Source organism: Amycolatopsis rhizosphaerae (assembly GCF_007713715.1).
Lineage (GTDB): Bacteria > Actinomycetota > Actinomycetes > Mycobacteriales > Pseudonocardiaceae > Amycolatopsis_E > Amycolatopsis_E rhizosphaerae.
This window is the reverse complement of record NZ_VJWX01000164.1, coordinates 1-13,695: the sequence shown is the minus strand read 5'-3', so window position 1 is coordinate 13,695 and position 13,695 is coordinate 1. Positions and strand designations below refer to the sequence as shown.

Below are 13,695 nucleotides of genomic sequence, written 5' to 3'. Positions count from 1 at the left end.
GCCGCCGGTGGCGGGGCGGCGCAGGTCGGCGGGACGGAGCGTCTCATGTGGACGGGAGGGGCCGGACAGGGTCCGCTCCACCGTGCCGAGGTCCAGCTCGATCAGGTCGTCGTAGTCCGGTTCGGTGGCGGACAACATCCCTTGTGCGGTGAGGTAGTCGCGGATCGGGCCGGCCGGGCGGCCGGTGCGGGCCAGGTAGTCGAGCGTGCGGGTGTCGGCGGGGAAGTAGGCCATGGTCGCGCCGTACTCGGGGGCCATGTTCGCGATCGTGGCGCGGTCGGGAACCGCCAACGTGGCCAGACCGGGCCCGTGGAACTCCACGATCCGCTGCACGACCCCGTGGGCCCGCAGCAGTGCGGCGAGGGTCAGCGCCACGTCGGTCGCCAGTACCCCCGGCCGGGTGGATCCGGTCAGCCGGACGCCGACCACCTCGGGCACGCGCAGGAGGATCGGCTCGCCGAGCGCGGCGGCGGTCGCCTCGATCCCGCCGACCCCCCAGCCCGCCACGGACAGCGCGTTGATCATGGTGGTGTGGCTGTCGGTGCCGACCACGGAGTCGAACCGGGCGAGCGGGCCGCCGGTGACCACGTCGGCGAGCACCTCGAGGTTGAGCTGGTGGCAGATGCCGATGCCGGGCGGCACGACGCGCAGGCCGCCGAACCGGGTCTGCGCCCAGCGCAGGAACCGGTAGCGGCCGGCGTGGCGGTCGTACTCGCGGTCGAGGTTGTGCCCGGCCGCCCCGGCCGAACCGGCCAGGTCGAGTTCCAGCGCGTGGTCGACGACCAGGTCCATCCGGCGCTTCGGCGCGACGGAGGTGGGGTCGAGTCCGAGTTCGGCGGCCCGTTCGGCCAGTGTGACCAGATCGGCCAGCACCGGGATGCCGGAGGCGTCCTGCAACAGGATGCGTTCGGGGTAAAAGGGAATCGAGGCGGTGGTGTCCCGTTCGGCCAGCGCTCGCACGTGGTCGCTGGTGACGGTGCGACCGTTTTCGTGGCGCAGCAGGTTTTCCACCAGGACGCGGCTGGCGTGGGGCAGGCGGCTCAGCGGACCCGCTCCCGCCGCTTCGGCGGCGGGCAGGCTGAGGAAGCGGGTGCCGTCGGGCAGCGAGCGTGTCGCCCGGAACGAGTCGGGCATCATGACCGCGGCACCCGGCGTTCGGCCGCGCCGACGTAGGTGGGCAGCAGCGGCGGTGGGAGCGGGCCCTTGATCCGGCGTCCCGACCGGGTTTCCTCCCAGGCGTGGGCGAGGATCCCCACCGAGCGCGACAGGATGAACAACCCGCGCGCCAGTTCCGCCGGGAATCCGAGTTCGCCGTAGACGACGGCGGTCGCGCCGTCGATGTTCATCGGCACCGGTCTGCTCCTTCCGGCTGCCAGCTGCCGTTCGAGTTCCTGGGCGATGCGCAGGTGACGCCCCTCCACGACCCCGGCCGCCACCTGCTCGGCCACCGCCTCCAGCAAGGGATCACGCCGCGGATCGCGCGGGTGGAACCGATGTCCGAAGCCGGGTACGTGCTGTCGTCGTGCCCGAGACTCCGCCAGCGCCTTCGCGACCGCGGTCTCCACACCCTCCTTTTCGGACACTTCACGGAGCCGTTCGAGCAGCGCCAGGCATTGCTGCCCGGCACCGCCGTGCACGTCGCCGAGCAGCCCGACACCGGTGGACATCGCGCCGTGCAGCCCGACGCCGCAGGTGGCCGCCATGCGGGCGGCGGCGATCGACGGCGCCTGCGGCCCGTGGTCGACGGCGGCGACGAGGGCCTTCTCCAGCAGGGCGGCCTGTGCCTTGCCCGGCAGTTCACCACGCACCATCAGCCAGATCGTCTCCGCGAAACCCGCGTTCGGAATCAGCTCCTCCACGGGATAGCCGCGCAACCGGATGATCCCGGGCTCGATGTCGGACACGGCGGTGGACCACCAGTCGGTGACGTCGCGGACCGAAGTCGCGCGGATCGCCTCTTCACGAGCGGAGGTCATACCGCCTTCTCCTCACGCAGCCGCGCGATCTCGGCCTCCCCGAATCCCAGTTCTCTCAAGATCGCTTCGGTGTGCTCCCCCAGCTTCGGTGGCCGCAGGTCCGCACCCACCCGGGCACCGTCGACCCGCGTGGGTGCGCCGAGCACCCTTACCTGACCACCGGCGGAGGCGGGCGAGGCGACGGCGGTGACGAGTTCACGGTGCGCGACCTGGGGAGAGGCCAGCGCCTCGGACACCGAAATCACCGGCGCGGCGGGCACTCCCGTGCCGAGAAGGATCTCGTCCCATTCCGCCGCGGTCTTCTCCTTGAGCGAGGTTTCCAGTTCCGCCCGCAGGATGTCCCGGTTGCGCTTGCGGTCCTCACGAACGGCGAACCGGGGATCGCTGATCAGTTCTTCGCGGCCGAGCACCCGGCAGAGGGTCTCGTACTGTTCCTGCTTGTTCGCCGCGATGTTCAGCGCCCCCTCGGCCGTCTCGAACGTGCCGGACGGCGCCGAGGTGATGTTCTCGTTGGCCATCGGCGCCGGTTCCCGCCCGGCGATCAGGTGGTCCGAGACCACCCAGCCCATGGCGGTGAGCGCGGCGTCGAGCATCGAGGTGTCGAGGAAGGCGCCTCGGCCGGTGCGCCGCTGGCGAAGCAGCGCCGAGGAGATCGCGAACGCCGCGGCCAGCCCGCCGAAGCTGTCGCACACCGGGAAGCCGACGCGCAGCGGGGCGGTCTCCTTCGTCCCGGTGACGCTCATGATGCCGGACAAACCCTGGATCACCTGGTCATAAGCGGGCCTGCTGCGCATCGGCCCCGTCGAACCGAATCCCGAGACGGCGCAGTAGACCAGCCGCGGGTTGATCTCCCGCAGGCGGTCCCAGCCGAACCCGAGGCGTTCCAGGACACCGGGCCGGAAGTTCTCCAGCAGCACATCCGCCTCCGCCACGAGCTTGGCGAAGACCGTCTTGCCGCCGGTGCTCTTGAGATCCACCGTGATGGACCGCTTCCCGGAGTTCTGGGCCAGAAAGGACACTCCGAGGCCCTCGCCGGCCAGCTTCGGGTCGGCGCCGAGCTGACGGGCCAGGTCCCCGCCGCCCGGGGTCTCCACCTTGATCACGTCGGCCCCCATCAACGCGAGCTGGTACCCGGCGAACGGCCCGGCCAGCACGTTGGTGAGGTCGACGACGCGAACGCCTTCGAGCAGATCGGCGGTCACAGGAACACCTCCACCGGGCCGAGACCGGCTTCGCTGATCTCGCGGGCCGCCGCGGTGACGGCGTCGACGTAGCGGCCGACGCGGTCGGCGGTGAACCGTGAAGTCGGTCCGCTGGCGGACAGCGCGGCGATCACCCGGCCGTCCTTGCCGAAGATCGGCGCGGCCACAGCGGAAGCGCCGAGCTCGCGATCGCCGTGGGTCACCGCGTACCCCGCCTCGCGGATGCCGGCGACCTCGCGCCGCAACGACTCCAGGTCGAGGTCGGAACGGCGGGCGGCGAGGTCGCGCAGCACCTCGTCCGGCGCGCCACCGAGCAGGATCTTGCCGGCGGCACCGCTGGCCAGCTGGTAGGGCACCCCCACCTCGACCACGCTGCGGACCGTCGCGGTGCCCTCGACCTGGGCGACCGAGACCCGGTCGAGAACCCGCCGGATGTAGACGTTGACCGTCTCGCCGAAGGCGTCCACCAGGCCCGACATGACCCGCCGGGCCTCGGGACCGACCTCCCACAACGTCTCCGCGAGCTTGACCCAGCGCAGGAAGCCCGGCCCGGGGCCGTAGGACGAGTCGCCGCGGTCGACGATCAGTCCGAGCGACTCCAGCGTCGCGAGCAGCCGCACGACCGTGGTCTTCGGCAACCCGGTCAGCGTGACGATGTCACGGAGCTGCCGGAGGGGATGCGCCGCGTCGAACAGTTCCAGGACCTCGACGGCGCGCGCGATGCTGCGCACGCCCCCGTCGGCCCGGGTGGAACCGGTGTCAGTCTCAACCATGTCCCCCACCGTAGACCATTCTGCGGTTTTTCAAAACCACATTGTGGGTTGACATGGATGTGGTCTCGGTGTTCTTCTGTTGCTCGCGGTGCTTGGACTGCCCAGTGGAACTCCAGAACCGCTCAATGGTGCGCTGGGACGAGAAAGGGAGTTTCGTGAGTCGACAACAGGCGGATCTGGTCGTGGTCGGCTGTGGTGCCGGCGGACTCGCCACGGCGGTGCGGTTCCTGGAACTCCGGCCGACGGGCCGGGTGGTGGTACTCGAACGGACGTCGAAGGCCCGGCGCGGCGGCAACACGGCGTGGACCGGATCGTTCTTCCGGCTCGAAGCGGACGGCGCCCCGGCGGCCGACTTCTCCTCGCGCATGCTCGAACTGAGCGAGGGCAGGACCGACCCCGCCATCATCGGCAGGCTGGCCGAGCTGGCCCAGCCGACCATGAACTGGCTCAACCGGAACGGGGTCGCCACGCAATCGGACCTCACCTACTTCCTGACCTCGAAGGGCCCGCGCCTGATGCCCGTCGGCGGCGGCGCGGCGATCGTGGAAACCCTCGCCGCACGGGTCGAAGCCCTCGGCGGCACCATCCGGTACGAGACGACCGCACAGGACCTCGTCCAGGACGAGACCGGCGCCGTGACCGGTGTCGTCACGGCCGACGGGACGAGTTGGCAGGCACCGACGGTGGTTCTCGCCTGCGGCGGTTTCGAAGGCAGCGCGACCCTGCTCGACCGCCATCTCGGCGAGCGCGGCCACGAGCTTTCGCCGATAGCGCCCGGCGGGCGCGCCAACCAGGGCGAAGGCATCGAGATGGGCATCCGGGCCGGCGCGGCGACCGACGGCCAGTTCGAACGCTTCCACGGCGAGCCCGTCGACCCGCGGACCCGGTCGCCGGAAGCCCTGGTCATGGTCTACCCGTACGGGATCCTGGTCGACCACCGGGCCCAGCGGTTCCTCGACGAGGGCGCCGACACCCCGGACAACACCTTCGAGTCGGTGGCCTACCGGATCTGGCGCGACGCCGACCAGTTCGCGTACGTGATCGCGGACCAGAAGCTGGTGCGCCAGGACATCGCCCGCGCCGTGCTGACCGACCGCGAGCCCGAATCCGCGGACACGCTCGAAGCGCTGGCGGAGCGTCTCGACCTCGATCCCGCCGCGCTCGTCGCGACGGTGGAAAAGTACAACGCCGCCGCCCGGCCGGGCCCGCTCGAGGTGGACCGGCTCGACGGGGTCGGGACCAGCGGTCTCGAACCGCCGAAGTCCAACTGGGCGCGCCCCATCGACGAGCCGCCGTACGTGGCGTGGCCCGTCACGTGCGCGATCACCTTCACCTTCGGCGGTCTCAAGACCGACGAACACGCACACGTCCTCGACCGCGAAGGCACGCCCATCCCTGGTCTGTACGCCGTCGGCGAGGTGGCCGGGATCTACCACCACAAGTATCCCGGCGCCACGTCCGTCCTGCGTGCCCTCTGCTTCGGCCGCGTCGCGGGCGAAGCGGCGGCGGCACGCTGCTCCACCCCGACCACCGCGTCCTGATGTCAAGGGAGACAGTCATGACACAAGCAGTGCAGGCCCCCGGGAACATGCCCCGCCGCGCCGCGATCGCCAGTCTCGTCGGCACCACCATCGAATGGTTCGACTTCTTCATCTACGGGCTCGCCGCGGCGCTGGTCTTCGGCAAGCTGTTCTTCCCCGCGGTGGACGCCCACAGTGGACGGCTCGCCTCGTTCGCCACGCTCGGCGTCGCGTTCCTCGCCCGGCCCATCGGTGCCGCGGTGTTCGGCCACCTCGGCGACAGGTTCGGCCGCCGGACCACCCTGATCGTCACGCTGAGCATCATGGGTGTCTCGACGGGCCTGATCGGCCTGCTGCCGACGTACGGCACCCTCGGTGTCTGGGCTCCCGTGCTGCTCATCACGCTGCGCCTGCTCCAGGGGCTGGCGGTCGGCGGCGAATGGGGCGGTGCGGTGCTGATGTCGGTCGAGCACGCACCGGCCTCCCGGCGGCGCCTGTTCGGGTCCGCGCCGCAGCTGGGCAGCCCGCTCGGCCTGGTCCTCGCCACCGCCGTGATGTCCGCGGTCTCGGCACTGCCGGACGCGCAGTTGCTGGCCTGGGGATGGCGTATCCCGTTCCTCGTGGGCTTCGTGCTGGTCGCCGTCGGCCTGGTGATCCGCCTCGGCGTCGCCGAACCCGAGGAGTTCGGCGAACTCAGGTCGGCGGGGGAAACGGCCCGGCTGCCGGTGGGCGAGGTCTTCACGCGCGCCCTGCGGGGGCTCGCCGTCGGTACCGGGGTGCAGGCGTCGGTCAACGTCGTCTTCTACCTGATCTCGGTGTACTTCCTGACCTACGCGACGGCCTCGCTCGGGATGCCCCGCAAGACCGCGCTGCTCATCGTGATGATCGCGGCCGGCGTCGACCTGCTCGTCCTGCCGGTGGTCGCCGCCCTCAGCGACCGGATCGGGGCCCGGCCGGTGCTGCTCGGGGGTGTCCTGTTCACCGCCGCGGCGGTGTTCCCGTTCTTCTGGCTCATGGATCGCGAACATGTCTTCGCGACCGCTGTCGTCATCACCGTGATGATGCTGGGTGCCCACGCCACCGTTTACGCCGTGGTGTCCAGCGTCATCGCCGACCAGTTCGACACCAGGGTCCGCTACAGCGGCACCGCGTTGAGCAACGCGCTGGGCGCACTGATCTTCAGCGCGCCGACGCCGTTCATCGCCGAAGCCGTGGTCGGTGACGGCACCCGATGGTGGCCACTCGCCCTGCTGACCATCGCCTCCGCCGCCATCTCGGCCATCGCCGTCGCCGCCATTCCGCACCGCAAGCGGACGCTGGCGGCGGCGGTCGCACCGGCCGCGTCCACGTCCGTCTGAAAGACAGTCCGGGAGAACCACTTCATGAGTACCGAAACCTACGCCATGCTGATCGACGGCAAATGGCGCGACGCCTCCGACGGCGCCACCTTCCCCTCGGTCAACCCCTTCGACGGGCAGGCCTGGGCCCATGTTCCGGACGCCACGCCCCAGGACATCGACGACGCCGTCACCGCGGCCCGGCGCGCGTTCGAGGACGGGCCATGGGCCCGCACGACGCCGCTGCAGCGGGCGACGCTGCTGCGCCGGTTCGGTGACCTGATCAAGGACAACGCCGACGAACTCGCCCGCATCCAGGTACGGGAGAACGGGAAGCTCATCCGCGAGGTCGCCAGCCAGGCGACCGCGCTGGCCAACCACTGCTACTTCTTCGCCGGGGTCGCCGAAAGCCCCCTCGGCGAAACACTCGCCAGCAGCGTGCCCAACATGCAGGTCTTCACGGTCCGCGAGCCGATCGGCGTGGTCGCCGCCATCACCCCGTGGAACAGCCCGCTGGCCTTGCTGCTGTGGAAGCTCTGCCCCGCTCTCGCGGCAGGGAACACCGTCGTGATCAAGCCTTCGGAGATCACCCCGGTGTCCACTTTGGTGCTGGGAAGGCTCATCCAGGAAGCCGGTTTCCCCGACGGCGTGGTCAATGTCGTGACCGGTGCCGGTCCCGCGGGTGCGGCACTGGCCGGGCACCACGGGGTCGACAAGATCGCCTTCACCGGCTCCACCGCGGTCGGCAAGAAGATCGCGGTGACCGCCGCCGAGCGGCTCGCGCGGGTTTCCCTGGAACTCGGCGGGAAATCCCCCAACATCGTCTTCCCCGACGCCGACCTGCCCAACGCCGTCAACGGCGTCATCGCGGGCATCTTCGCGGCGACCGGGCAGACCTGCATGGCGGGCTCGCGGGTCCTCGTCCACGAGGACGTCCACGACGAGTTCGTCGCCGCGCTCGTCGAGAAGACCGCGAAGATCAAAATCGGTGACCCGCTCGACCCCGAGACCGAACTGGGCACCGTCGCCTGCCAGGCCCAGTACGACAAGGTGCTGCACTACATCGAGGTCGCCAAGGCCGACGGCGCACACCTGGCCACCGGCGGCGGGCGCCCCGACGACCCCGCGCTCGCCAAGGGCCTGTTCGTCCGGCCCACCGTCTTCACCGGCGTCACCAACGACATGCGCATCGCCCGCGAGGAGGTGTTCGGGCCGGTCGCCGTGGTCATCGGGTTCACCGACGAGGACGACGCCGTCCGGATCGCCAACGACACCTCCTTCGGCCTCGCCGCCGGGGTGTGGACCCGCGACCTTGCCCGCGCCCACCGCATGACCCGCCGCCTGCGCGCCGGCAGCGTATGGGTCAACAACTACCGCAAGACCAACTACGTCGCGCCGTTCGGCGGCTTCAAGGAAAGCGGCATCGGCCGGGAGAACGGGTTCCACGCGATCGAGGAGTACACCGAGGTCAAGACCGTCTGGATCGACACCGGGAACACCATCACCGACCCGTTCAACCCGCGCGCCTGACCAGCCGCTCACGGGAGGCCGCGCCGGTGCGGACCGGATATCAGGCCCGCACCGGCGCATTGCTGTCGTCGTTCTTTCACTACCACAGTGGTGACGCCATCACAGCGGAGGGCGCCGGTACTTGCGGGTGAACCGGACGCCGTTGAAGGTGTGCGTGCAGCACGGGCAGGCCGGTTCCAGGTCGTCAGCCCCCAGCTCGGGATTGACGACCCGCAACCGGTTGTCGTCGTCTACGTAGAGGCCGCTGTAGTAGCTGGCCTCGCCGATCCGCACGTAGTCGCGTCGTTCCTGCGGCTGCCGCGCGACCAGCCAGTAGATCGGGTCCGGGGAGTCGAGCCGAGCGGCGGCCTCGTCGCGCACCTCGTCCCAGTCCTCGCCGATCTTGCCGAGCAGAAACCGGAACAACGGCGTGTAGTCCAGGCCCCGGCGTTCCCGCCTTCCCATGGACCCGCGCGTCAGATCGGAGTCGCGTTCCCGTTTCGTGTTGCGTTGGTGCCGGTAGTCCCCGCCGTGCTTGTGGTGGACCAACCTGGCGCGGGTGTTCACGCGACGATACAGCGGCTCCTTCACCGATGCCCGCCCTCCTTGACTGTCCTAAGCAGATAGTGAATGGCGACTTCAGCGCTCGTCGACGACCGTCATCATGCCGACGGCGGTGCACTGCCGTCGATGATGCCAGCCACCGTCAAGCCCCTGGCGATCGCCGCGGGCGTCGAAAATGGGGTGAGGAGCGCAGGGTCGCGAGCGTAGCGTCGGCGACCGTGACCGGTGAGGCGAATGCGGAAGACGACCCGGCGGACGGCTGGTTCCCCGAGAGCGTGGCCGCATGCTACGACACCCCGGGCGGTGCGAACGCGCCCGAGGCGGTGACACCCGCGGTGGACGTCCTCGAAGACCTCGCCGACGGCCCGGTACTCGAGCGTCACGCAGGAGTTCACGTCGAACCACGTCACCGTGTCACCAGACGGGACCGGGCAGTTCCGCCGAATTCCCTTCCGATACGCCTGGCCCGCCGAGATGGACCTCATGGCACGCATCGCCGGGATGCGCCCGAAACACCGCTGGGCGGACTGGGACCGCTCGGAACTCACCGCCGAAAGCACCAGACACGTGTCGATCTGGGAGAAAAACCCGGACACGTGATCACACATGGGGTGCCGTGAGGGGCCCCTCACGGCAAGGCCCACGCTCACCTCCCCGCCACGGTTCACGGGCCCTCCGAGAGAAGGGTGGCGCAACGGATGAGACCGATATGGCTGTAGGCCTGGGGATGGTTGCCCAGCGAACGTTCTGCCATCGGGTCGTACTGCTCGGGCAGGAGGCCGGTGGGACCGGCCGATTCGACCATTTGCTTGAACAGTTCTTCGGCCTCGGTGCGGCGTCCGGTCAGTAGGTAGGCCTCGATCAGCCACGCGGTGCAGAGATGAAAACCGCCTTCGCCGCCAGGAAGACCGTCGTCACGCCGGTAGCGGTATACGGTCGGTCCTCTGCGCAGTTCGGCTTCGACGGCCGTGACGGTCGCCTCGAACCGTTCGTCGGCCGGCTCGATCAGGCCGACGAGGCCGATCAGCAGTGAGGCCGCATCGAGGTCGGTGCCGTCATAGGCAGCGGTGAAGGCGTTGGCCTCCTTGTTCCACCCGTGGGTGAGCACGTCGTCGGCGATGCGTTCACGCAGTTCGTGCCAGGAGGCCGGGACCGCGCGGGTGAAGCTCTCGCCAAGCCGGATCGCGCGGTCGATGGTGACCCAGCACATGACGCGGGAATAGACGCGGTGTCGCGGCGCGTGCCGTTCCTCCCAGATGCCGTGGTCGGGCTCGAACCACCGGAGGGTGACGGCCTCGGCCATCGCGTGCACCATCTCCCAATGCCGGTCGCGCAGCGTACCGCGGGCTTCGGCCAAGGCGGCGACGAGTTCGACCACTGGTCCGAACACATCCAGCTGAACCTGGTGGTTGGCCAGGTTTCCCACCCGTACCGGCCGCGAACCGGCGTAGCCGGGTAGATGGTCGATCACGGCTTCCGCACTGACCTGCGTGCCTGAGATCGTGTACAGCGGGCACAAACGATCCGGCCCCGCCAAGTTGGCGAGCACGCGGTGAAGCCACTGCAGGTACCGCTCGGCTTCGGTCGTCGACCCCAGGCCGACCAACGCGCGTACGGTCATCGCGGCGTCCCGAATCCAGCAGTAGCGGTAATCCCAGTTTCGGATGCCGCCGATCTCCTCGGGTAGCGACGTGGTCGCGGCCGCGAGCACACCACCCGTCTCCGAGTTGCACAGCCCACGCAGCGTCAGCGCCGACCGCGCGACCAGATCGGTCTCGACACCGGGCAGGGTGAGCTCCGCGACCCACTCACTCCAGTACGTGCCCGCCCGTACCCGGCGCTGCCCTTCGGCCAGTTCGTGTGGCTCCAGATCCCAGGTGCCGCAGCGAAGTTCCAGCACCACAGGTCTTTCCGAGGTGGGCCGGACGGTCGCGGTCGCGGTGTCGTGCAGACCGTCGTTGGTGATTTCCCAGTGCACACCGGGCGACCGGAGGGCGAACGGCTCCGAGGTGCCCGTGACTCGCAGGCCGTCACGGGCGGGCTCCAGCCTGATCGGCACCGCACCGAATTCCGGTCGCGGCGCGAACACCACCGAAGCGTCTGTCGTCCCCTCGATCACGCGCACGATGTCCGTGCGGTGCGCAGGTCCGTGTGGCTCGAGGTAGTCCGTCACCCGCAATCGGGACCAGCGTGTCTCCACCGTCATCGTGTCCTGCAAGTACCGCTGGCCCAGCGGCAGGCCGGAGTGGTGCGGACGGACCGAGAAGTGACCGGCGCTCGTGCCGCCGAGCAAGTCGGCGAACACTCCCGGTGCGTCCGGGCCGGGATGGCACAACCAGGTCAGTCGAGCGTCGGGAGTAACGAGCGCGACCGACCGTTCATCGGCCAACATGGACAGTCTCTCGATCGGCGGTGCCTGCTGGCCGAACAGCCAGTTTCGCCGCTCCTCCAGCAGGAACGCCAGAATCGTCGCGACATCCTCCACCCCCGCGACCCGGTGCTGGGCCAGGGTTTCCCCAGCTCCGACCTTGACGCCGACGTCAGGACCGGACAGCCGGGCAAAGGCCTTCTCGTCGCTCAGGTCGTCGCCGAAGAAGATCGCCGCGGTCGCCGCGACCCGGTGTCGTACGGTGTCGAGCGCGTTGCCCTTGTCGGTTCGCACCACCGCCAGCTCGACAACCTCCTTGCCGTGGGTTGTCGTGACACCATCCCAGCGGGAAGGTCCGTTGTGGATGGTGTGGACAAGGCGTTCGGCCACGTCGCGCTCGGCACGGCGAACGTGCACCGCAATGCTCGCAGGCTTGATCTCCAGCTGGACGCCATCGAGGTCGTCGGTGAGGCGGGCCAGTTCTCGCTTCAGCCTGCCGTGCAACTCGCGGGCGTCGCTGTCGAGTTCGTGGACGAAGCCAGGGTCGAACTCCGACCCATGACTGCCGACGAGATGCACCTCGGCCGGCAGTCGAGACAGGATGGACAGATCCCGCAGTGCCCGCCCGGAGATCACCGCGGCGGTGGTCTCGTGCAGCACCGCCAGCGAGCGCAGCACGCCCGCCGACTGGGGGTGCGGACGGGCGTCGTCCGGGTGCGCGCCGAACGGAGCGAGTGTTCCGTCGTAGTCGCAGGCGACGAGCAGCCGTGGAGTTCGGGCGATCTGGACGATCTGGTGCCGCAACGGGGCGGGCAGGGACTCGGCGGGCACAGGTCCTCCTCACTTCCTGGATGTCGGGATGACGCGGGCAGCTCACAGAGGTGCGGCTCATCCGGCCGCGAGCCCGGCTTGGCCCCAATGAGCCTCGCGAAGTACCGTCGCGGCCTCCTGTTGCCAGCGCGCGGCAGGGTCCCAGGTTCGGGTGATCATGGCGGTGCCGTGTAGCGCGCCGGGATGCGGGACGACCCGGGCCGGCACACCCGCCGCGTCGAGCCGCGCACCGTACCGCTCGCCGTCCAGGCGCAGCAAGTCATGCTCAGCGGTGAAGATGACCGCCGGTGGCAGACCACTGAGATCGTCGGCGAACAGCGGCGACGCGAGCGGGTGGCGTGCCTGTGCGGCATCGCGCAGATAATGCCCCACCGCCACTTCGAGATCATCGACCGTCCGCTCTCCCCCGGTGGTCGCGGCAACGTGCCGTGCCGTCGTGAGGGTGAGGTCGACAACGGGGACCTCAAGCAACTGCAGAACGGGCTGGGGGCTGCCGTTGTCACGCAACTTGATGGTCAGTGCCGCGGCGATGTTGGCTCCGGCAGAACTTCCGCCGACGGAAACAGTGCCGGGATCGATGCCGAACTGTTCGGCGTTCCGGACGATCCAGTGGAACGCCGCGAAGCCATCACTCAGCCCCGCGGGGAAAGGATGCTCCGGAGCGAGTCGATAATCCACCGATACCACGACCAGATTCGCCTCGGCGCAGCGTTGCCGGCAGAGGGCGTCGACGACGAGGTCGTCGATCGATCCCTGCCACCAGCCACCGCCGTGGAAGGCGAGATGGGCGGGCAGGGGGCCCCGGCCGCTCGGCCGGTACATCCTGCATCTGATCTCACCGTCCACTGTGGTCACCGCGTGATCGGTCACCGAGTGTACGGCGGGACCAGGACGGCCGAACCGCAGGAAGTTCAGATCGATCAGCAGGCGCATGTACTGGCGTTGTCGTCTCACGCCGAGATGGGCGAGGAATTCCCGTTCACGGGTGTTGACGTCGAGGAACTGCTGAACAGGCGGGTCGAGCCTCATGGTGTGCCGTGTCCTCCGGATTGTGCGACGGGGTCGGCGGTGCTCGTTTCGAGTGGGTCCGTGGCCGGTTCCAGTTCACCGAACCGGTGGCACGCCACGCGGCGTCTCCCGGTGTCGTGCACAGGCAGCGGGTCGGCGCAGCGGTCCACGGCGTGCGGGCAGCGGGCGCGGAAGGGACATCCCGCGTCGGCAGGCGAGCCGTTGTCACGGTCCACAGTGGCGGGCGGGCGAGTGTGACGATGGCGCTGCTGCGCGGGGTCGGGCACCGGTGCCGCGGCGAGCAGAGCCTGGGTATAGGGATGTGCGGGTTGGTCGCAGATGTCCGTGACGTTGCCGATTTCCATGATCTTGCCGCGGTACATCACGGCGACCCGGTGGGAGACGTGCCGCAGCACTGCGAGGTCGTGTGTGATGAACAGGTAGCTCAGCCCGAGTTCCCGTTGGAGGTCGCGCAGCAAATTGAGGATCTGTGCCTGGATGGACAGATCGAGAGCGCTGACCGCCTCATCGCAGACGAGCAGCCGTGGCGACAGCATCAGTGCCCGCGCGATCGCGATCCTCTGCAGTTGACCCCCGGAGAACTGCG

At 69.4% G+C, this 13,695-nt stretch carries 11 protein-coding genes; 3 read left to right on the top strand and 8 right to left on the bottom strand.

All coding sequences use genetic code 11. The features are described from left to right. The 4 genes from FNH05_RS17635 to FNH05_RS17620 form a co-directional block, all read right to left on the bottom strand. Positions 1-1,137 (bottom strand): aconitase family protein (locus FNH05_RS17635; RefSeq protein WP_246127797.1); only part of this gene is annotated, 1,137 nt, incomplete at its 3' end. Then, the gene (locus FNH05_RS17630) at positions 1,134-1,976 is read right to left on the bottom strand and encodes a citryl-CoA lyase (protein WP_144589741.1); all 843 of its coding nucleotides are present in this window, start codon (positions 1,974-1,976) and stop codon (positions 1,134-1,136) included. The genes FNH05_RS17635 and FNH05_RS17630, both read right to left, overlap by 4 nt. Continuing rightward, the gene (locus FNH05_RS17625) at positions 1,973-3,178 is read right to left on the bottom strand and encodes a CaiB/BaiF CoA transferase family protein (protein ID WP_144589739.1); all 1,206 of its coding nucleotides are present in this window, start codon (positions 3,176-3,178) and stop codon (positions 1,973-1,975) included. Before FNH05_RS17625 ends, FNH05_RS17630 begins: the two co-directional genes overlap by 4 nt. After that, a complete protein-coding gene (locus tag FNH05_RS17620; RefSeq protein WP_144589737.1) occupies positions 3,175-3,951 on the bottom strand; it encodes an IclR family transcriptional regulator in 777 nt (258 codons plus the stop codon). The genes FNH05_RS17625 and FNH05_RS17620 overlap by 4 nt, the downstream gene beginning before the upstream one ends. Before the next feature lie 155 nt (positions 3,952-4,106). Here FNH05_RS17620 and FNH05_RS17615 point away from each other — a divergent pair, with 155 nt between their 5' ends. Genes FNH05_RS17615 through FNH05_RS17605 form a run of 3 tightly spaced genes read left to right on the top strand, consistent with a single transcriptional unit; the run spans position 4,107 to position 8,338 of the window. After that, the gene (locus FNH05_RS17615) at positions 4,107-5,492 is read left to right on the top strand and encodes an FAD-binding protein (RefSeq protein WP_186382594.1); all 1,386 of its coding nucleotides are present in this window, start codon (positions 4,107-4,109) and stop codon (positions 5,490-5,492) included. A 17-nt stretch (positions 5,493-5,509) separates the two neighbouring features. Next, a complete protein-coding gene (locus FNH05_RS17610; protein ID WP_144589733.1) occupies positions 5,510-6,829 on the top strand; it encodes an MFS transporter in 1,320 nt (439 codons plus the stop codon). A gap of 24 nt (positions 6,830-6,853) precedes the next feature. Beyond that, positions 6,854-8,338 carry an aldehyde dehydrogenase gene (locus FNH05_RS17605; protein ID WP_144589731.1) on the top strand — a complete coding sequence of 495 codons (1,485 nt, stop codon included), beginning with the start codon at positions 6,854-6,856 and terminating at the stop codon, positions 8,336-8,338. Positions 8,339-8,437: 99 nt separating this feature from the next. Here FNH05_RS17605 and FNH05_RS17600 read toward each other — a convergent pair whose 3' ends face one another. The 4 genes from FNH05_RS17600 to FNH05_RS17580 form a co-directional block, all read right to left on the bottom strand. Next, a complete protein-coding gene (locus tag FNH05_RS17600; RefSeq protein ID WP_144589729.1) occupies positions 8,438-8,908 on the bottom strand; it encodes a hypothetical protein in 471 nt (156 codons plus the stop codon). Positions 8,909-9,545: 637 nt separating this feature from the next. Then, positions 9,546-12,080 carry a trehalose-phosphatase gene (otsB, locus tag FNH05_RS17590; RefSeq protein ID WP_144589727.1) on the bottom strand — a complete coding sequence of 845 codons (2,535 nt, stop codon included), beginning with the start codon at positions 12,078-12,080 and terminating at the stop codon, positions 9,546-9,548. A gap of 57 nt (positions 12,081-12,137) precedes the next feature. After that, positions 12,138-13,109 carry an alpha/beta hydrolase gene (locus FNH05_RS17585; protein WP_144589725.1) on the bottom strand — a complete coding sequence of 324 codons (972 nt, stop codon included), beginning with the start codon at positions 13,107-13,109 and terminating at the stop codon, positions 12,138-12,140. Next, the coding region (locus FNH05_RS17580) for an oligopeptide/dipeptide ABC transporter ATP-binding protein (protein ID WP_144589723.1) at positions 13,106-13,695 on the bottom strand (590 nt) is incomplete at its 5' end. The genes FNH05_RS17580 and FNH05_RS17585, both read right to left, overlap by 4 nt.